Origin of the sequence: Streptomyces sp. NPDC007875 (assembly GCF_042868035.1) — a bacterium.
In the GTDB taxonomy this organism is placed as follows: domain Bacteria; phylum Actinomycetota; class Actinomycetes; order Streptomycetales; family Streptomycetaceae; genus Streptomyces; species Streptomyces antimycoticus.
Genome location: NZ_JBIADZ010000003.1, coordinates 274,263 through 291,389, shown reverse-complemented (window position 1 = coordinate 291,389; position 17,127 = coordinate 274,263). Strand labels below are relative to the sequence as shown.

The window sequence follows — 17,127 nt, the reverse complement described above, 5'->3', positions numbered from 1 at the left end:
CGACCGCCCGAGGGTCGCCTCGCCGCGCCTCGCACCTGCCGGGCGCAGCCGCAGTGCGCTGGGACAATGACGCTCATGTGCTCGTCGGCAGGAGGGGATGCGTGGTGAAGCTGGGGGCGGCACGTGCCATCGCGGCGGAATGGGTTGCTCGGCATGCCCGCTCCGATGTGGTCTTTCGCGGGGCGTATTTCAGCGGCTCAACGGTCGGGCTCCCGGACGACGCCGAGCTGGCGCCCTCCTCTGATATCGACATCGTCGTCATCACCGCCACGGACGACCCGCCCGCCAAACCGGGCAAGCTCCGCTACCGCGACACACTGCTGGAAGTCAGCTATCTGCCCTGGTCGCAGCTCGTTTCCGCCGACGACGTCCTCGCCTCGTACCACTTGGCCGGCAGCTTCCGCACCGACACGGTCATCGACGATCCCACCGGGCACCTGCGCACACTGCAGGCACACGTCGCGGGCCACTTCGCGGCGCGGCCCTGGGTTCGCCGCAGATGCCAGGACGCCCGCCATCGGATCGAAACCCGGCTCGCGGCGATCGACGCCTCGGCGCCGTTCCATGAACAGGTGCTGTCCTGGCTGTTCCCTACCGGCGTGACCACCCATGTGCTTCTGGTCGCCGCCCTGCGCAACCCCACCGTGCGTCTGCGGTACTTGGCCGCTCGCGAGGTCCTCACCGACTACGGACACCTCGGCCGCTACCCGGAACTGCTGGACCTTCTCGGCTGCCGGCACCTGCCCGCCCGGCGCATCCGGCACCATCTGCGTGAACTCACCGAAGTGTTCGACGCGACCGCCGAGGTCGCGAGGACCCCGTTCCTCTTCAGCAGCGACATCACCCCGCCCGCACGGCCGATCGCGATCAACGGCAGCCAGGACCTCATCGACCGTGGCGACCACCACGAAGCCGTCTTCTGGATCATCGCGACCTTCGCCCGCTGTCACACCATCCTGGCCGCGGACGCCCCCGAGCTGCACCGCGCCTTCGCCCCCGCGTTCCACGCGGCCGTCAGCGATCTCGGCATCAGCTCGACCGAGGACATCCTCCACCGCGCCGAGGAGGTCACCCGATTCCTGCCCCGCCTCTGGCACACCGCCGAGGACATCATGGCGAGCAATCCGGCGATCGGCGGATAGACACCCACGTCATGAGCGAGCCGCCGGCCCTTCGGCCGGGCTTGCGGCGTCGGCGACGATTTCCCGCAGTGCGGCGACATGGCCGTTGAAGACGTCCCGGCCGGTGGGTGCCAGCCGAGCGCGCACCTTGCGGCGGCTACCGCTGAGGCGGCGTTCCGTGGCGACATACCCGGCCTCTTCGAGTGTCGCGAGCTGCTTGGACAGTGCTCGGACATCCCCAGCCGGTCCTTGAGGAAGGCGAACTCCGCCCAGTCGGCGGCTGCCAGCGTCGCCACCAGCGACAGGCGGGTGCTGGGATGGATCAGCTCGTCGAACCGCGCCTTCGTCATGCCCGCGCCCAACGACGCAGAACGCGCAGGATTTCCGGTCCACCGAACCCGTAGACGGCCGCGATCAGCGCCGCCGCCCGGATACCGGCGTGGGCGGCGCCGTCGGCGTCGAGCGCGAGCGCCACCAGGACAGTGGCGCCGATGAGTCCGAGCAGCATGCCGACCACGACCAGGGGGATGCGGTGGCCGGCGACCGCCGCGCTCACCTGCAGCTGGTCCGTGCGCCGACGGCCGTCGAGCAGACGGGAGGCGAGCCATTCCGGTTCACGCTTGCTTCCCGGTCGAGTCGTTCGGACAGCTCTGCAAGGTCACCGCAGAGTATGTACGTCTCCGGTCCGCCGAACAGCGACAGACCGCGTTCCAGTACTGCGGCCAGCACGATGAACACCCCAAGGACCGGCAGCAGACTCGGATCCCTCTTCGACCCCGGCCCCGGCCCCGTCCTGACCCGCCGCGCAACCCCCATTGCCCCGCACCCGTCCACTGCCCGGCGGAACATCCGGCCGAGCACAGAGATCACCGCCCCCTGTGCGTCGGGGTGCCGTTGCCCAAGTCGGTGAACGCAAGTGGTCAGAGCACTAGCGGCGCGCCAGGCCGTCGACCATCAGGGCGAGCGTGAAGTCGAACCGGTCGTGGCCCTCACCTGCGGTGAGTTCGGCGGCGTGGCGGGTGGTGTGGGGGAAGGTCTCGACAGGCAGCGCGGCGAACCGGCGCAGCAGTTCACCGCGGTCGAGGACCCAAGCAGCGTCATCCTGCGTTGATCGCCGGCGCGCGATCGACATCTCAAGGCAGTAGGCGGCCACGTACAGCAGGAGGGCGTCGATGGCCCAGGCGGCGGCCTGCGGGGCGACGCCGCCGGCGAGCAGGATCGCCAGCATTCCCTCACTGACGCGCACGATCTCGAGGTCGGTGGGGGCCATGGCGAGCGCGGCGCGGGAGATCCCGGGGTACTTCAGGTACTGGTCGCGCATCTGGGCGCATACGCCGCGGATCTGCTCCCGCCAGGCCGCGGGGTCGGCCTCGGGCAGTACGAGCTCGGCGCACAGCCGCCCGATGAGCAGCTCGTCCAGGTCGGCCTTGTTGACCACGTGGGCATAGAGCGAGGCGGGTCCGGTGTCGAGCGCGCCGGCCAGCCTGCGCATGGTCAGCGCCTCGTAGCCCTCTGTGGCGACGACATCCAGCGCGGTGTCGATGACCTGCTCCACGGTGATCGGGGCCTTGCGGCGCCGCGACCTGGGGGCGGCTTCGGCGTCGGGGTTCGGCGGCTGATGGCGCGCCGCGCGTCGCTCTCTCGGGTTCACCCGACCCATCATAGCTTGACACGAACGCTGTTCGCACATAGAACACTGTTCGTGACCGTGAATGTGAACCAGGACGTGGACGTGACCGTGGTCGGAGCCGGGCCGGTGGGCCTCGTGCTCGCCGCGGAGCTGGCGCTCTCCGGGGCGAGGGTGCAGATACTCGAGCGGCTGGCCGAGCCCAGCGAGGCGATGAAGGCGGGGGCGATCAACGTGCCGACGGCCGAGGCGCTCGACCGCCGCGGGCTGCTGCCTGCCGCCGAACAGGTGCAGCGGGAGCTGCTCGAACGGGTGGGGTCGTTCGCCCGCACGGCCGACGACCAGCCGCCCGGTGGCGGCCGGCGCGCGCCCGGGTCGCGGTTCACCGGGCATTTCGCCGGCATGATCCTCGACGCCGACCTCGTGGACTGGTCCGATCCCGACCTCGCTGCCCACACCGCGGTCGACGGAGGCAGGCTGGTGCCGCAGCGTGAGCTGGAGGAGCTGCTGGCCGGCCATGTCGCGCGACTTGGCATACCGGTGTGTCGCGGAGTGGAGGTCACCGGGCTCGAAGACACCGGCGACGGCGTGCTCGTCGGCACCACCGCCGGCCCGGTGCGCACCGGGTGGCTGGTCGGGTGCGACGGCGGGCACAGCGCCGTACGCCGTCTCGCGGGCATCGACTTCCCCGGCACCGACCCCGGACTCACCGGACACCTGGCGGTCGCCGACATCGCCGACCCTTCGATGCTCGCCGACGGATGGGCGTGGTCGACCCGGGGGGCGTACCGCTACGGTCCGCAGCCCGGGCGGGTGGTCACCGTGGAGTTCGACGGCCCTCCCGCCGACCGCTCGGCGCCGGTCACCCTCGAGGAGGTGCAGACCAGTCTGCGCCGGGTCTCGGGCACCGACGTCACGCTGACCGCGCTGCACGGCGCCGCGACCCGCTGGACCGACAACGCCCGCCAGGCCGCGACCTATTGGTCGGGGCGGGTGCTGCTGGCCGGCGACGCCGCGCATGTGCACTCACCGTTCGGCGGTCAGGGGCTCAACCTCGGGGTCGGCGACGCGATGAACCTCGGGTGGAAGCTCGGTGCCGTGGTCGCCGGATGGGCACCCGAAGGGCTGCTCGCCACCTACGACGCCGAGCGTCGTCCCCTCGGCGCCTGGGTGCTGGACTGGACGCGGGCCCAGATCGCAGTGATGCGCGGGGACGCCACGTCGGCCGCGCTCCGGGAGGTCGTCGCCGATCTGCTGGGCACCCGGGAGGGCACCACCTACGCGGTCAAGAAGATCTCCGGTGTCACGCAGCGCGTCGAGCTGCCCGGCGACCATCCGCTGATCGGCCGGTACGTCCCCGACCTGCGGCTGAGGGACGGCTCCCGGCTGGTCGACCACGGACACGGCGGCGGGTTCCTGCTGCTCGACCGCACTCCGGACGGCACGTTCGCCCGCCTCGCCGCGGCCTGGGCCGGGCGGGTGTGCACCGTGACCGACGACCACGCGACGCCGACGGGGGTGCTGGTACGCCCGGACGGGGTGGTCGCCTGGGCCTCCGACACCACCGACCTCGCCGCCGTCACGGGCCTCGAAGCCGCCCTGCACCGATGGACCGGCGCGCCGACGTGCTCACCCGAGCACGAGGCGGTGGAGCCGGTGGGGTGAGCGCCCCTGCCGTTCGGCTGACGAACCCGTGGCGGACGGGCCCTGTTGCGGGACGCCGCGCGGGCAACGTTCTCGCAACGTGGCGGGGGGTTCGCTGGGCTTGGCCCCTGACCGCTCGGTGAGCATGATCGGAGAGGGATCGCCCATGGAGCGTATCGCGCTGACCCCGGCCGCGGCCGAGCTGATCCGCCAACTGCGAGCGGAGCACGGCCCGTTGATGTTCCATCAGTCGGGCGGCTGCTGCGATGGCAGCGCGCCGATGTGTTATCCGCTCGGCGAGTTCCGTACGGGCGGGTCGGATGTGCTGCTCGCGGAGCTGGAGGTGGACGGGGTCGAGGAGCCGGTGGGCTTCTGGATGTCGGCCTCGCAGTTCGAGCGGTGGGCGCATACGCATCTCACGGTGGACGTGGTGCCCGGGCGCGGCAGCGGCTTCTCCCTGGAGGCGCCGGAGGGCGTGCGCTTCCTGATCCGCTCACGGCTGCTGGACGACGCGGCGAGCTGAGCGCGGCGCCTGCGGGGCGCATCCTCTGCGTGGCGCGCCGGCGGGGTGCTGCGCACCCCCTTCTCGCGGCCTCAGCTGGCGTCGGCCAGCGCCAGGGTGTGCAGTCGCTCGGGCGGGCCCGGGCGGGCGTAGTACCAGCCCTGCGCGGTGTCACAGCCCAGCCCCCGCAGATGCTCGGCCTGTACGGCCGTCTCCACTCCCTCGACCGTCACCGCCAGGTCCAGCGTGTGGGCGAGCGAGACGATCCCCTCGACGATCTTGACGTCGACCGGATCGGCCGGGGCCCGCTGCATGCCCCGGGTGAAGGAACGGTCCAGCTTGAGCGTGGAGACCGGGAGCCGGCGCAGGTACGACAGGTTGGAGTAGCCGGTGCCGAAGTCGTCCAGGGCGATGTCCACGCCGAGGTCGGCGAGTTGCCGCAGGGGCCGCAGGGCGCTCTCGTCGGCGCCGATGAGGTCGTTCTCGGTGACCTCCAGGCACAGCGCGCTGGGGCACAGCCCGGCGCTCTCCAGGACCGCCACCGTGTCGGAGACCAGCGTGGGGTGGCTCAGCTGGCACGGTGAGAGATTGACGTTGACGCGCAGCGGCTCGCCGTCGCCATCGGCGGCGTCGCGCCACTCACGCGCCTGCCGGGCGGCCTGCTCCAGCACCCAGCGGCCGAGCGGGACGATCAGCCCGGTGTCCTCGGCGAGCGGGATGAACTGGTCGGGGCCGAGCACGCCGTGCACCGGATGCAGCCAGCGTACGAGCGCCTCCGCACCGCGCACGGTGCCGTCGGTGAGCCGTACCAGCGGCTGGTACTCGATGAAGAACTCGCCCTTCTCCAGGGCGGAGGGCAGCCCGTTGGTGAGGCTGTGGCGGGCGATCACCCGGGCGTTGGAGTCGGCGTCCGCGATCTCATAGCGATTGCCGCCCGCGGCCTTGGCCCGGTACATCGTGATGTCGGCGCTGCGCAGCACCTCGGCCCGGCCGATCTCCCCGGCCCGGCCGTCTACTACGCCGATGCTGGCCCGTACCCGCAGCTCACGGCCCTCGACCCGGACGGGTTCGGCGAGCGCGGCGAGCATCCGGCGGGCCAGCCCGGCGCCGTCGGCCTGCGCCGCGGGGCCGGTGAGCAGGGCGAGGAACTCATCGCCGCCGACCCGGGCGATCAGCTCGGCGGGAGTGTTCACACAGTCCTGGAGGCGCTTGGCGACGGCCTTGAGCATCCGGTCGCCGGCGGCGTGCCCGAGGCTGTCGTTGACGGCCTTGAAGCCGTCCAGGTCCAGGTAGCACACACCGAACCGCTCGGCGTCCGCCCCGGCGGCCAGCACCTGATCCAGCCGCTCCAGGAACAGGGTGCGGTTGGGCAGTCCGGTCAGCTCGTCGTGGGTGGCCTCGTAGCGCAGCCGCTCCCGCAGCTGCCGGTGCTCGGTGATGTCCTCGGCGAGGGCGAGCTGGTACTGCGGGGCGCCGCTGGAGTCGCGCAGCAGGGTGACCGTGAGATTGGTCCACAGCTCGCTGCCGTCGTCGCGGTAGTGCGGCTTCTCGATGCGGAAGTGGTCGCGCTCCCCGCTGACCAGCTCGCGGTAGAACTCATGGGCGCCCGGTACGTCGTCGGGGTGGACGAACTCGGTGACGTTGCGGCCGGGGCGGAAGAAGTCCATTCCGCCGAACATCCGGGCCATGGCGTCGTTGACGACGAGCACCTCGCCGTCGAGTCCGGCGATGCCCACGCCGATGACGGCGCCCTCGAAGACGGCCTGGAACTTGGCCTCGCTCGCGTGCAGCGCCTTCTCGGCCTCGGTCCGGGCGGCCAGCGCGGCCCGCGAGATGGCCTCTTGCTCATCGCGCTCGCACTTGCGCAGCTCGCGGACGAACCCGGCGGCGAGGGCGTGCTGCAGCCGTACACAGCGGGCGCGCGCCTCCTCCTCGGCCAGCGGCTCGTGGCCGGACGTGTCGGGCGGCTCGGCGGACGACGACGCGCCGGACGGATCGGCGGAGGGCCTGGCGGCGGACGGATCGGCGGGCGACGAGCAGGACACCAGATGCGCGTCGATGACGCCCAGGATGGCGGGCAGCGCCTCGGGCTCGGTGCACTGGGCGTTCACCAGCGCGGCCCCGACCGCGTACGCCGCCTCGGTGTCGAAGGGAGAGCCGCGCAGGGCGGCGCTCAACCGGTGGGCCAGCGGCAGCAGATAGACCTCGAACTCGTCGGGGGTCATCGTCGTGGCCGCCAGCGGGTGGACGGCCCGGCACCAGATGCCCGCGAACCGTCTCAGCTGATCGTTCTCCGTGGGGGCAGGGGGCCCGGCGGCGTCCCCGGCGCCGCGGTCACATCTCGGCCCGCCCGACTCGGACGTCATATCGCGCGCCCCGCGGGGCAGCCGCCATGGGCTGTGTCCCTGTCGCATGCCGCGTCCTCGCCTGTGGCGTCGATGCCCTCCGGCCGCCAGTCCACGTCCTGCACTTCCTTCGCCCTCTTCCGGCTTCCGGGGCCGCCCTCGGGTCGTCCGCGTCCTCGGGGAAGTTGAGCACGACGAAGAGCGGCACGGCAACCCGCTGCTGAGGCGAGATTACTGATCAACCGTTCGATGGGGAAAGGAAAAACGGAAAACTTCAATCCGGATCTGATCATGGAGACGAGCGCCGCCGGAGGATGTCGCGCACCTGTCACGGGCATCTGCCAGCGGCCCGATCCCCGCGCTGACCTCGCCCCTCCAGAGGGCGGGCCATTGAAAGCGGCTGTGCCAAACCCTTCGGGATCGGGCTCCTGACGCGCCGCCAATCCTGCCTGGGGACCGTCGAATTGGGAAATCCATCACGTCCGCGCGCTCCGCCGTCACACCGGGCGAGGAGACGGGACACACGCCCTCCCGGCCGGTCCACTCCCCCTCCGGGCCCGTCCGCCGCACCTAGGAGATCGAAACTCCCGCACCATTTTCACCCTCATGCGGTGAATTGCCATGAAGTGGGTACTCGGCGGCCGGATCGCGGATCTCATCGAAACGCCATCTCGAGAAGGCATGAGGACGCACAGGACACATGAGGACGCACGGAGTGACCCAATGGCCTCACCAGGTGTCGCCCACAATCTGCTGATGCACCGCTGTCTGACCCTGTCCACCAGCTTCGACGGGATCGACGGCCAGGACGGGGCGGAAATACTGCGCCGGGCGATGACGCAGGTCAGCGCGGTCGGGACCGGCCGCGCCGAGGCGGCATACCTGAGCCTCGGCGAGGGCCTGGTCCGCTGTCCGCACGACGGTCAGCGAGCCACCGAGGCCCTGGACGCGCAGGTGAGGGAGCTGGCCGGACGGGACGGGCCGGTGCGGCTCCCCCGGCGGGCCTGGGGCTGGGCGTTCGGGCTGCGCGAACCAGGTGGGCTACGCGAACCAGGCGGGCCCCATGCGCCGGACGGCCTGCACGGCGCCCTGGTCGTGAGCTACCGCGACCGGCCCGGCGAGGACGAACGGCTGCTGCTCACCCTGCTCGTACGGCAGACCGCCGCGGCCCTGTCCGCCGCCGCCGCGCACCACCGTGAGCGCGCCCAGGCCCTGGAGCTGCGCCGGGCATGGGACGAGCGGGAGGCGATACGGCGGCGGCTGGACTCCTCGCTGACCGATCTCTCCCATCTGCGGGAGGTGCATGACGCCCTCGCCCGCTCGGCCGCCCACGGCGACGGCGAGGACGGGATCGTCCGGACGCTGTACCGGATCACCGGGCTGGCGACCGCCGCCGAGGACCGGTTCGGCAACCTCCGGGCCTGGGCGGGCCCCGGCCGCCCGGACCCCTACCCCAAGCCCGATCCGGCGCAGCGCGAGGAACTGCTGCGGGAGGCCGCCCGCAGGCCGCGTCCGGTGCGGGTACGGGACCGGCTGGTCGCGGTGGCCGATCCGCGCGGTGAGGTGCTGGGCGTGCTGTGCCTGGTGGACCCGGACGGCCGGGCCGATGAGCGGGCCGTTCGCGCGCTGGACCACGCCGCGACCTCGCTGGGACTGGAGCTGGCCCATCTGCGCGAGCTGGCCGAGGTGGAGCTGCGGCTGCGGCGGGAGCTGGTCGACGATCTGCTCTCGGGCGCGGACGACACCAGTGCGTACGCCCGCGCGGAGGCGGTCGGCCACGATCTGCACGGTCCGCACCATGTGATCGTGGTGCGCTGGAGCGACCGTCCGGCCGACGATGTGTTCCTGAAGTCCGTGAGCCGGGCGGCCACGGGCATGGGCCTGAGGATCCTGCCCGCCCTGCGCTCGGACGCGGCGGTCCTGGTGGCCCAGAGCGCACCGGGCGAGCGGTCGCTGCACTCGGCGCTGAGCCGTGAGCTCGGCACGGACAGCGGGGCGATCGGGGTGGGCGCCTCCTGCGAGACCCCGCACGAGGTGCCCCGCTCGTACCAGGAGGCGCTGCGGGCGCTGGAGGTGCGCCGCCGTTCCAACACCGCGAGCGGCATGACGTTCTACGACGACCTGGGGCTGTACCGGATCCTGCGCACCGGGAGCGATCACCGGGAGGTGGAGCGATTCGCCCGCGAGTGGCTGGGCCCGCTGATGGACTACGACGCCCTGCACCACACGGATCTGGTGGAGACCCTCTCCCAGTACTTCGACCGCGGCGGCAACTACAGCGAGACGGCCGCGGCGCTCGTGATCCACCGCTCGACCCTGCGCTACCGGCTGCAGCGCATCCGCGAGATCAGCGGAATCGATCTCGCGGACGTGGACAGCAGGCTCAACCTCCAGGTCGCCACCCGCATTTGGAAGGTCATGCGCAGCGGCCCCGAGTGAGCGGAGCGCCACCGGGCACCCGTGACCGGCGCGACGGCATCGCACGACGAGGCGGGAGGGGCAATGAGCGACAGGAACGAGAGCGTGGCGCGCACCCTGCTCGACCAGCAGGGCACGACCTTCGCCACCGCGGCCGGGATCAAGCTCCGCGACACCCCTGGTCCGCTCTACCAGCTGCTGGTACTCGCGCATCTGCTGTCCGCGCGGATCAGCTCCGATATCGCCGTCGCCGCCGCCCGCGCCCTCTTCGACGCCGGGATGCGCGACCCGCGGCGGATGGCGGAGGCCACCTGGCAGCAACGGGTCGACGCGCTGGGCGAGGGCGGCTACCGGCGTTACGACGAGCGGACCGCCACCCAGCTGGGTGAGGCGGCCGAGCTGGTGAACCGCGAGTACGGAGGCGATCTGCGGCGGATGCGCGAGGCCGGGGACCCGAAGAAGCTGCTGCCGGAGATCAAGGGCATCGGGCCCGCGGGGGTGAACATCTTCCTGCGCGAGGTGCAGGGCGTCTGGCCCGAGTTCGCCCCGTACTTCGACCGCAAGGCGCTGGAGGGCGCCGAGCGCGTCGGGCTGCCGAAGAACGCGGGGTCGCTGGGGCGGCTGGTGGCCGAGAAGGACCTTCCCCGGCTGGCCGCGGCCCTGGTCCGCGTCGCGCTCCACGCGGACGCCGCCCGGGAGGTGCGCGCCGCCGCGTAACACGCCCAGCCGTCGCGTAGCGCGTTCCCGTCCTGCCCAAGAACGCCGTCTCGATGGTCGAGCGCATCGGCCCGGTGCGGCACGCCACGGCGACCGGCGAGGTGGAAACCCGCATCCGGCGCAGCGATGTGGTGCCGGAGGAGCGGACGGCCGGGGTCACCGCTCAGGCCGCCCGGCCCGATCTGCTGGAGGCGCTCGGCGCCGACGTGGACCGGGGCGTCTGGCTGAACTCCGCCAATGAGCGGCTGCCGGTGACCGTGCTCGGCTCGATCGCCGCGAAGCGGCTCGCGGTCACCGGTCCCGGCGAGAAGATCACGGTCAATAACCGCTATGTGGTGGTCGTGGGCACTCTCCGGCCGGTCGAGCTGGCACGCTGGACCGGGAGGCGATGGTGGTATTCCCGGCCGCCGAGCGGTACTTCGGCTTCAACGGCCACCCCACCACCATCTTCGATCGCTCCACGGACGCGTCGGTGGAGGATGTGGCGGCGGTGCTGACACGCCGTCAGGAGATCGGTCTGCGGCGGGCGATCGGGGCCACCCGCGGTGCCATCCGGCTTCAGTTCCTCACCGATGCACTGCTGTTGTCGGCGCCCGGCGGGCTGGTGGGGGTGGCGCTGGGCGCGGTGGCGACCCGTTCGCCCTGGCCCAGGTCTGGACGACGGTCATCCCGCCCTGGGTGCCGGCCGGTGGTTTCGGCGCCATGCTGGGCATCGGCATGCTCGCGGAGCCCTACCCCGCCATCCGCCGCGCTGCTTGACTACTTGACGCTCCCGCTCAGGGCCGCGTACTCATCCTCCGCGTCCAGCAGATCCAGGAGATAGGTGCCGTAACCGCTCTTGACCAGTGGCTCCGCCAGCTTCTGGAGTTGAGTGGCGTCGATGAACCCGGTCCGCCAGGCCGCCTCCTCCACACACCCCACCTTCAAGCCCTGGCACTGCTCCAGTACCCGGACGAACTCGGCGGCCTCGACCAGCGACCCGAAGGTGCCCGTGTCCAGCCATGCGGTTCCCCGGTCCAGCACCGTGACCTGCAGGTCGCCCTGGTCCAGATAGGCTGAATTCACTCCGGTGATTTCCAGTTCACCACGGGCACTGGGCTTCAATTCCTTAGCGATCTTCACGACTCGATTGTCGTAGAAATACAGCCCCGGAACGGCGTAACGGGACTTGGGTGTGACCGGTTTCTCCTCGATGGAACGGACCTTCCCCTCCTCGTCGAAGTCGACCACGCCATATGCTCTGGGGTCGGAAACCGGATAGGCGAACACCCGGGCACCCTGGACGCACGTATGGTTCCGCAGCTGCGTCCCCAGTCCGGTGCCATGAAAAATATTGTCGCCCAGGATCAGGGCGACGGATCGCTCCTCGATGAATTCCTCTCCGAGAATGAACGCCTGCGCCAGCCCTTCGGGCTTGGGCTGGGACACATAAGCGAGCTCGAGTCCCCATTGGGAGCCATCGCCGAGCAGGCGCTGGAAGGCCGACTGGTCCTCCGGTGTGCTGATCACCAGGATCTCTCGAATCCCGGCCAGGACCAGTGTCGACAGCGGATAATAGACCATCGGCTTGTCATAGACAGGCATGAGTTGCTTGGACACTGCTTTAGTGATCGGCCAGAGCCGTGAGCCGGTACCACCGGCGAGAATGATGCCGCGCATGGAGTGCCACTACCTATGATCGCCGAACTCTTGATCGCAGCCGGGCCGGGTCGGACTCGCGGTGATGCGACGGGGGCGTGAGTACTTTCCTCACGCCCCCTCCCCGCTACCAGGGCCAGTCGCCGCAGAGGGCGAAGCCGTCGCACTGGCTCGGCTCGGACCGGCGGTCGTCCAGGCTGCGGAGCAGCCTCTCCAGGTAGTCGTCCGGGGACTCGGCGGCGGCCGGGTTGTCCCAAGGGGCGTCCGGGCCGGCCCAGGAGGCGTCCGACTCCTCGGCGGCCTCCAGTTCTCTGGAGGCGTCCAGCTCTTTCGTCACGTCGCTCAACGTCGGGCCTTCCGTTCCGCGGAGCCGTTGGGGCTCGAATGGCGGCCCGGAAGGCCGAGCGTGCAGGCCGCGGACACAACGGCCGTGCGGGTGGCGGCGATCGGCGTGACGCTGCGCACGGAGATTCCGGCGGTCGCCATCTCCGCGCCGAGCTCGTCCGGGCCCGGCAGGAAGCCCGAGCCGTTCGCCAGCCAGTCGATCGCGGAGGCGGACTCCTCCGGCGACGGCGCACCCGGAGCCGTACCCGGCAGGAAGTCGTGCACCACGACCGGGTCGCCTTCCGCCAACGCCGCCCGGACCCGGCCCAGCAGCTCTGCCCGCGCCGAGGCGTCGAGCAGGTGCAGCACGTGTGACAGCAGCGCGCAGTCGTGCCCCGCCGGGACGGGGTCGCCGCGCAACTCCCATGGCTCCAGCGCGATCCGGTCGTCCAGCCCGGCGTCCGCCACCGCGCGGGCGGTGTGCTCCAGCATCTCCTGGCGGTCGTACACCGTCGCCCTGAGACGCGGGTACATCCGGCACAGCAGGATGGCGTAACCACCGCTGCCGCCCGCCAAGTCGGCCAGGTGGGCGCGGTCGCGCCACAGCGGCAGCCGGGCCAGGTGCGGTGCGCTGGCCCGGGCGCCGCGCAGCATCGCCTCGGCCAGCGCGCCCACGTAGCGGTCGTCGATCTCCGGCGGGCGACGGTGCCCGCGCAGCGCGGCGACGATCCCGGCCGCGTTCAGATGGTCTCGGGTGGCCCATCCCTCGATGCGCAGCAGGGGCAGCGCCCCGCTCGTCACCTCGGCGCGAAGGGCCTCGTCGAGCGCGAAGTGATCACCATTCCGAGTGAGAATTCCATTCCATACCAGAACGGTGAGGAAATTATATGCCATGATCCGGTCAATCTCGGCCCGGTCGGCGATCTCGGTCGGAGTCAGAGGTTCTCGCGCGAGTTCCGTGAGCAACCCCAGTTCGTCCGCGGCTTCGATCATGGCCAGAATCTTTCTGGCACGGACCAACTCATCCAGAGTGCGAATGCCAGCCTCCCCCGTAGTCCCCCGTAACTACACGGGAGAGTCTGTATCACATAAAAATCCATGTCAAGGTCTTGGATGTCGACTGGAGATCGACAGGAGATCGGCACCAGGCCGGGCCGTTCCAGCGTTATGTCTGTGCTCCGACAAGAAAGGGCTTCCCCGGGATCCCGCCCTGCTCAGCACCCTTGTGGAATCGAAAGTTCCGGTTCCGAAAGAAGGTTCAAATCTTTGGAAAGCCGGTGTCGCGGCGCTCGACATTACCTCGATTTACGGCAGGCCGAGATCGCGGGTAACGCCGCCATCAGGCGATGACCGCGCTTTCTCCGGTACCGATCCCCGACGGTTTTACGCTATCGTCGCTCCGCCAGAACATTGACTGGCCGAATCGATCGAAGGAGTATTCCGGTGAGTGTGAAGTTTCTGGGTCTTCGAACGGTTGTCTACCCGGCGCGCGACCTGGAGGCCGCCAAGCTCTGGTGGAACTCGACCCTCGGTCATGAGCCCTACTTCGACGAGCCGTTCTATGTCGGATACGACGTCGGCGGCTACGAACTCGCGCTCGACCCCGACGGCGACCCCGACGAAGGCCCGATCGTCTACTGGGGCGTGGACGACGTGTCCGACGCCGAGGCGCAGTTGCTCGCCGCGGGCTGCGAATCCCGCTCGTCCTGCCGCGAGGTCGGCGGCGGCATCGAGGTCGCGGTCGTGCGCAACCCCCCCGGCGACCTGATCGGCCTCATCTGCAACCCGCACTTCCAGGCCGCGTGACCGCACCCCGGGCCGGGCGTCAGCCGCAGGTGGCCGGGCGGCGGGTCCCGCGCCGGCCGCCCGGCCCCGACGTCGCACGGCCCGGGTCGGTGGGTCAGACCCGCGAGCTGACGGTCATACGACGGATCTCGCGGGCGAACGCCCCCAGCCGCTCCAGCCCCTCCGCGACCACCGCCGGGTCTGTCGCGTAGGTGATGCGGACGTGTCCGGGCGCGCCGAAGGCGGTCCCGGGAACGAGGCCGACGCCGGTGGTCTCCAGGAGCCGGTCGCAGAAGTCGTCGGCCGTGGCCAGTGGCCGTCCGCCGTGGTCGCCGCCGAGGAGGCGGGAGATCTCGGGGAAGAGGTAGAACGCCCCGGTCGGCAGCGGGCATGCGATGCCGTCGATCGCGGTCAGCCGAGCGTGGGCGGCGTCGCGCCGCTCGCGATACCCGGCCAGCCGCCGCCACGGTATGTCGTCGAGCGCGCCGAGCGCCGCATGCTGCGCGACGGCGGCCACGTTCGAGGTGGACTGGCTCTGGATGCGCCGCACGAGGGCGCTGATCGCGGGGGACGCCACCGTGTAGCCGACCCGCCAGCCCGTCATCGCGCACGACTTGGACACCCCGTTGACCAGCACGGTGCGCTCCCGGAGGGCGGGGAACGCCGTCATGCTGGGCGCGGTGCCCTCCTCGTAGAAGAAGTGCTCGTAGATGAGGTCTTCGACCACATAGAGGTCGTACCGCTCGACGACCGCGGCGAGTTCGGCCAGCTCCCGCTCCGTGTAGGTCGCGCCGGTCGGGTTGCCGGGACTGTTGAGGACGACGGCCTTGGTGCGCGCGGTGACGGCCTCTTCGAGCCGTGCGGCGGTGAGCTTGTACCCGGTGTCGGCATGGGTGGGCACGATCACGGGAGTCGCGCCCACCGCCCGCACCTGCTCGGGGTAGGTCACCCAGTAGGGAGCCGGGACGATCACCTCGTCGTCCTCCTCGCACAGCACGAAGAACGCGTTGTACAGCGCGTGCTTGGCCCCGGCCGACACCACGATCTGGTCCGGCCCGACGTCCAGGCCGTTCTGCTCGTGGAGCTTGCGCTGGATGCGGGCGCGCAACTCGGGCAGACCGGCGACATCGGTGTAGCGGTCGACGCCGACCGCGAGGGCGCGCAGCGCGGCGGTGCGGCCGCCCTCCGGCATGGCGAAGTCGGGCTCTCCGACGCACAGGTTCAGCACCCGCTCGCCCGCGCGCACGCGTTCGTTGAGCCGTGCGTTCAGCGACAGGGTGGGAGACGGGCGGATGGCTGTGGCGTGGCGGGACAGGGCCTTCATGCTGACCTCTCGGCGGTGGGCGATGACCGGATGCGGGTGCGGAGCGCCGCGGGTCGCCTGCGGCTCCCGACACCGCCGGCCGGGCGGCTGCCACCCGGCCCAACTCAGACCATAAGATTCGATGACTATAGTGATTGTCAACGTTTGTTCGGTTTGCCTCGGAAGATTATCCGGGACCGCCGGGAGGGGTCCCGAGCGAGGGGCCGGCCACCTCCCGCGCACCTTGACTTTAGTTAATCAAGGGGCCTAGAGTCGCCACATCCGCCTGCCAGCGTCGTCGGTGTTTCGGAAGGCGGCCTCTCGATGTCCGCCAAGGTGCAGGGGGGATGCGGGCGTGTCGGAACAGGAATCGGGGGCGGAGGCCGCTTCGGCCGGCCCGTTCCTCTCAATCGGCTCGGAGCGAGACCCTGAGGCGACCGCCGCGGCGCTCGCGGACGCGGTCGCCGCCGGCTGGTCCTGCATCGTTACCGTGGGTGTCCCGCTCTGCTCGGATGGGACCAACGCCTGGTTCGGGTCGGGGATCTACGACCCCTTCAGCGAGCGCACGCTGCTCACGCCGCCCGAGGGACTGAGCGCGGAGGGAGAGTCCGATCTGCGCTTCGCGCAGGCCGTTGCCGAGCGGCTGCATGCGCGGCCGGCCTCCGGGCCGGGGTCGGTGACCTTCTCACTGTCGATCTTCGACGGCAAGATGGTCCACGGCATCGGGCGCGCGGCGGCGCGGCGCATGCACTCCAAAATCACCGGAGACCCGGAGGAGTTCCTGCCTCCCGCCGCGCTGGCCCTGTACCACGCGGTGGGCGGGCGGCTCGCGTTCGACTTCTCCCTCAACTACCGCAAGCTCGGCGACCGATTCGTGGATCGGCTGCGCGGCGAGGTGCGTCCGGTCATTCCGTCCGTGCCCACGGGGCGGCTGATCGATCTGTTCCTCGGGACGGGCTGTGTCCCGCTCCGGCGCGTGGACGCCTCGCAGCCCGCCCCCGGAATGGGCCAGGTGCTCTGCGCGACACCGAATACGCTCTCGGTCGGTCAGCACCTCGCCGACCTCTCGGCGCTCGACGGCCGCGGCCGCATCCAGACCGGTCCGGAGGCCGTCCCGCTGACCAACGAGAACGGCGCCTATATATGTGAGGTCACCGCGATCGGGCGGCTGCTGGCCATGCTCGCCCACGCTCCCGCACCCGCGGACGGCGGCGGCGTGCTCACGCTCAGCGTCCTCAACAGCCGCGACCCGGGAAACCACAAGATCCACCGGATGAGCTGGTCGGCGGGCGAACTGGTCACGGCGTTGCTGCCCTACCTCCAGCCGGATTCCTGGTCGCGCCGGCCCCTGGTGCACTGGGCCTCGGTGACGGACGGCGAGACCTCCGCGGCCATCGGCTCCACCCCCGACACCCTGGCGCGTCAGCGTTTCCTGGCCGACCTCAGGGCGCGGATCCAGCGGTCGTCCTCGCCGCGCCGCCGCGAGGAAATCATCGCGGGAGAGCTGGAGCGCATACGGATGAGGGTGCAGAACGCCGACCCGGCCAAGGCGCCCCTGCTGTTCCTCTACGGCCCGGGCGACTACGACAGCCACCGGGCCTCCGGCCTGCCCGCGCCGGACGGCACGAGCGCGGCGTCGGACGGAGTGAACCACCAGGCGCCCGACACCGCGCTCTCACAGAGCTGCTTCCTGAACTGATCGG

14 protein-coding genes and 2 pseudogenes are annotated in these 17,127 nt (G+C 70.9%); 8 read left to right on the top strand and 8 right to left on the bottom strand.

What is annotated here, in order from left to right; genetic code table 11:
* Nucleotides 1-104 precede the first annotated feature (104 nt).
* A complete protein-coding gene (locus tag ACFYOY_RS08280) occupies nucleotides 105-1,142 on the top strand; it encodes a hypothetical protein (protein ID WP_388585797.1) in 1,038 nt (345 codons plus the stop codon).
* 9 nt (nucleotides 1,143-1,151) lie between these two features.
* Here ACFYOY_RS08280 and ACFYOY_RS08275 read toward each other — a convergent pair.
* The 3 genes and pseudogenes from ACFYOY_RS08275 to ACFYOY_RS08265 form a co-directional block, all read right to left on the bottom strand.
* Nucleotides 1,152-1,471, bottom strand: a pseudogene (locus ACFYOY_RS08275) (transcriptional regulator).
* Complete coding sequence (locus ACFYOY_RS08270; RefSeq protein WP_351898185.1) at nucleotides 1,468-1,677, bottom strand: hypothetical protein; 210 nt, start codon at nucleotides 1,675-1,677, stop codon at nucleotides 1,468-1,470. The pseudogene ACFYOY_RS08275 and the gene ACFYOY_RS08270 overlap by 4 nt, the downstream one beginning before the upstream one ends.
* A 372-nt stretch (nucleotides 1,678-2,049) precedes the next feature.
* Nucleotides 2,050-2,772, bottom strand: coding sequence for a TetR/AcrR family transcriptional regulator (locus ACFYOY_RS08265; RefSeq protein ID WP_351898179.1), 723 nt, complete (start codon nucleotides 2,770-2,772; stop codon nucleotides 2,050-2,052).
* 51 nt (nucleotides 2,773-2,823) lie between these two features.
* Between ACFYOY_RS08265 and ACFYOY_RS08260 the strand changes: the two genes are divergently transcribed.
* Complete coding sequence (locus tag ACFYOY_RS08260) at nucleotides 2,824-4,413, top strand: FAD-dependent monooxygenase (RefSeq protein WP_388585572.1); 1,590 nt, start codon at nucleotides 2,824-2,826, stop codon at nucleotides 4,411-4,413.
* A 145-nt stretch (nucleotides 4,414-4,558) separates the two neighbouring features.
* Entirely contained in the window at nucleotides 4,559-4,915 is a 357-nt protein-coding gene (locus ACFYOY_RS08255) for a DUF779 domain-containing protein (protein WP_107119279.1), read from the top strand.
* A gap of 71 nt (nucleotides 4,916-4,986) precedes the next feature.
* On the opposite strand, the gene ACFYOY_RS08250 is transcribed toward ACFYOY_RS08255, so the two are convergent.
* Nucleotides 4,987-7,260 carry an EAL domain-containing protein gene (locus ACFYOY_RS08250; RefSeq protein ID WP_351898246.1) on the bottom strand — a complete coding sequence of 758 codons (2,274 nt, stop codon included), beginning with the start codon at nucleotides 7,258-7,260 and terminating at the stop codon, nucleotides 4,987-4,989.
* A gap of 702 nt (nucleotides 7,261-7,962) precedes the next feature.
* Between ACFYOY_RS08250 and ACFYOY_RS08245 the strand changes: the two genes are divergently transcribed.
* The 3 genes and pseudogenes from ACFYOY_RS08245 to ACFYOY_RS08235 all read left to right on the top strand — a co-directional run.
* Nucleotides 7,963-9,678 (top strand): helix-turn-helix domain-containing protein, encoded by a 1,716-nt coding sequence (locus ACFYOY_RS08245; RefSeq protein WP_351898163.1) that lies wholly within the window; start codon nucleotides 7,963-7,965, stop codon nucleotides 9,676-9,678.
* Nucleotides 9,679-9,741: 63 nt separating this feature from the next.
* Nucleotides 9,742-10,374 (top strand): endonuclease, encoded by a 633-nt coding sequence (locus ACFYOY_RS08240; protein WP_351898158.1) that lies wholly within the window; start codon nucleotides 9,742-9,744, stop codon nucleotides 10,372-10,374.
* A 32-nt stretch (nucleotides 10,375-10,406) separates the two neighbouring features.
* Nucleotides 10,407-11,133 (top strand): annotated as a pseudogene (locus ACFYOY_RS08235) (ABC transporter permease); the annotation flags it as partial.
* On the opposite strand, the gene rfbA reads toward ACFYOY_RS08235, so the two are convergent.
* The 3 genes from rfbA to ACFYOY_RS08220 all read right to left on the bottom strand — a co-directional run bounded on the left by rfbA (nucleotide 11,134) and on the right by ACFYOY_RS08220 (nucleotide 13,329).
* Entirely contained in the window at nucleotides 11,134-12,033 is a 900-nt protein-coding gene (gene rfbA / locus ACFYOY_RS08230; RefSeq protein ID WP_351898155.1) for a glucose-1-phosphate thymidylyltransferase RfbA, read from the bottom strand.
* A gap of 106 nt (nucleotides 12,034-12,139) precedes the next feature.
* Nucleotides 12,140-12,349: a hypothetical protein gene (locus ACFYOY_RS08225; RefSeq protein ID WP_351898152.1), complete on the bottom strand. Its 210-nt coding sequence runs from the start codon at nucleotides 12,347-12,349 to the stop codon at nucleotides 12,140-12,142.
* Between the two features lie 5 nt (nucleotides 12,350-12,354).
* Nucleotides 12,355-13,329 carry a methyltransferase gene (locus tag ACFYOY_RS08220; protein WP_351898149.1) on the bottom strand — a complete coding sequence of 325 codons (975 nt, stop codon included), beginning with the start codon at nucleotides 13,327-13,329 and terminating at the stop codon, nucleotides 12,355-12,357.
* 450 nt (nucleotides 13,330-13,779) lie between these two features.
* On the opposite strand from ACFYOY_RS08220, the gene ACFYOY_RS08215 reads away from it, so the two are divergent.
* The gene (locus tag ACFYOY_RS08215; RefSeq protein WP_351898146.1) at nucleotides 13,780-14,142 is read left to right on the top strand and encodes a glyoxalase; all 363 of its coding nucleotides are present in this window, start codon (nucleotides 13,780-13,782) and stop codon (nucleotides 14,140-14,142) included.
* Between the two features lie 94 nt (nucleotides 14,143-14,236).
* On the opposite strand, the gene ACFYOY_RS08210 is transcribed toward ACFYOY_RS08215, so the two are convergent.
* Nucleotides 14,237-15,445, bottom strand: coding sequence for a pyridoxal phosphate-dependent aminotransferase (locus tag ACFYOY_RS08210; protein ID WP_351898143.1), 1,209 nt, complete (start codon nucleotides 15,443-15,445; stop codon nucleotides 14,237-14,239).
* Between the two features lie 334 nt (nucleotides 15,446-15,779).
* Here ACFYOY_RS08210 and ACFYOY_RS08205 point away from each other — a divergent pair, with 334 nt between their 5' ends.
* Nucleotides 15,780-17,123, top strand: a complete 1,344-nt coding sequence (locus ACFYOY_RS08205) for a hypothetical protein (protein WP_351898140.1) — start codon at nucleotides 15,780-15,782, stop codon at nucleotides 17,121-17,123.
* Nucleotides 17,124-17,127: the final 4 nt, after the last annotated feature.

Coding starts and splice junctions, on each gene's coding strand:
- ACFYOY_RS08255 (WP_107119279.1), top strand. CDS start 4,559: ATGGAGCGTATCGCGCTGACCCCGGCCGCGGCCGAGCTGATCCGCCAA.
- ACFYOY_RS08250 (WP_351898246.1), bottom strand. CDS start 7,260: ATGACGTCCGAGTCGGGCGGGCCGAGATGTGACCGCGGCGCCGGGGAC.
- ACFYOY_RS08245 (WP_351898163.1), top strand. CDS start 7,963: ATGGCCTCACCAGGTGTCGCCCACAATCTGCTGATGCACCGCTGTCTG.
- ACFYOY_RS08240 (WP_351898158.1), top strand. CDS start 9,742: ATGAGCGACAGGAACGAGAGCGTGGCGCGCACCCTGCTCGACCAGCAG.
- rfbA (WP_351898155.1), bottom strand. CDS start 12,033: ATGCGCGGCATCATTCTCGCCGGTGGTACCGGCTCACGGCTCTGGCCG.
- ACFYOY_RS08220 (WP_351898149.1), bottom strand. CDS start 13,329: ATGATCGAAGCCGCGGACGAACTGGGGTTGCTCACGGAACTCGCGCGA.
- ACFYOY_RS08210 (WP_351898143.1), bottom strand. CDS start 15,445: ATGAAGGCCCTGTCCCGCCACGCCACAGCCATCCGCCCGTCTCCCACC.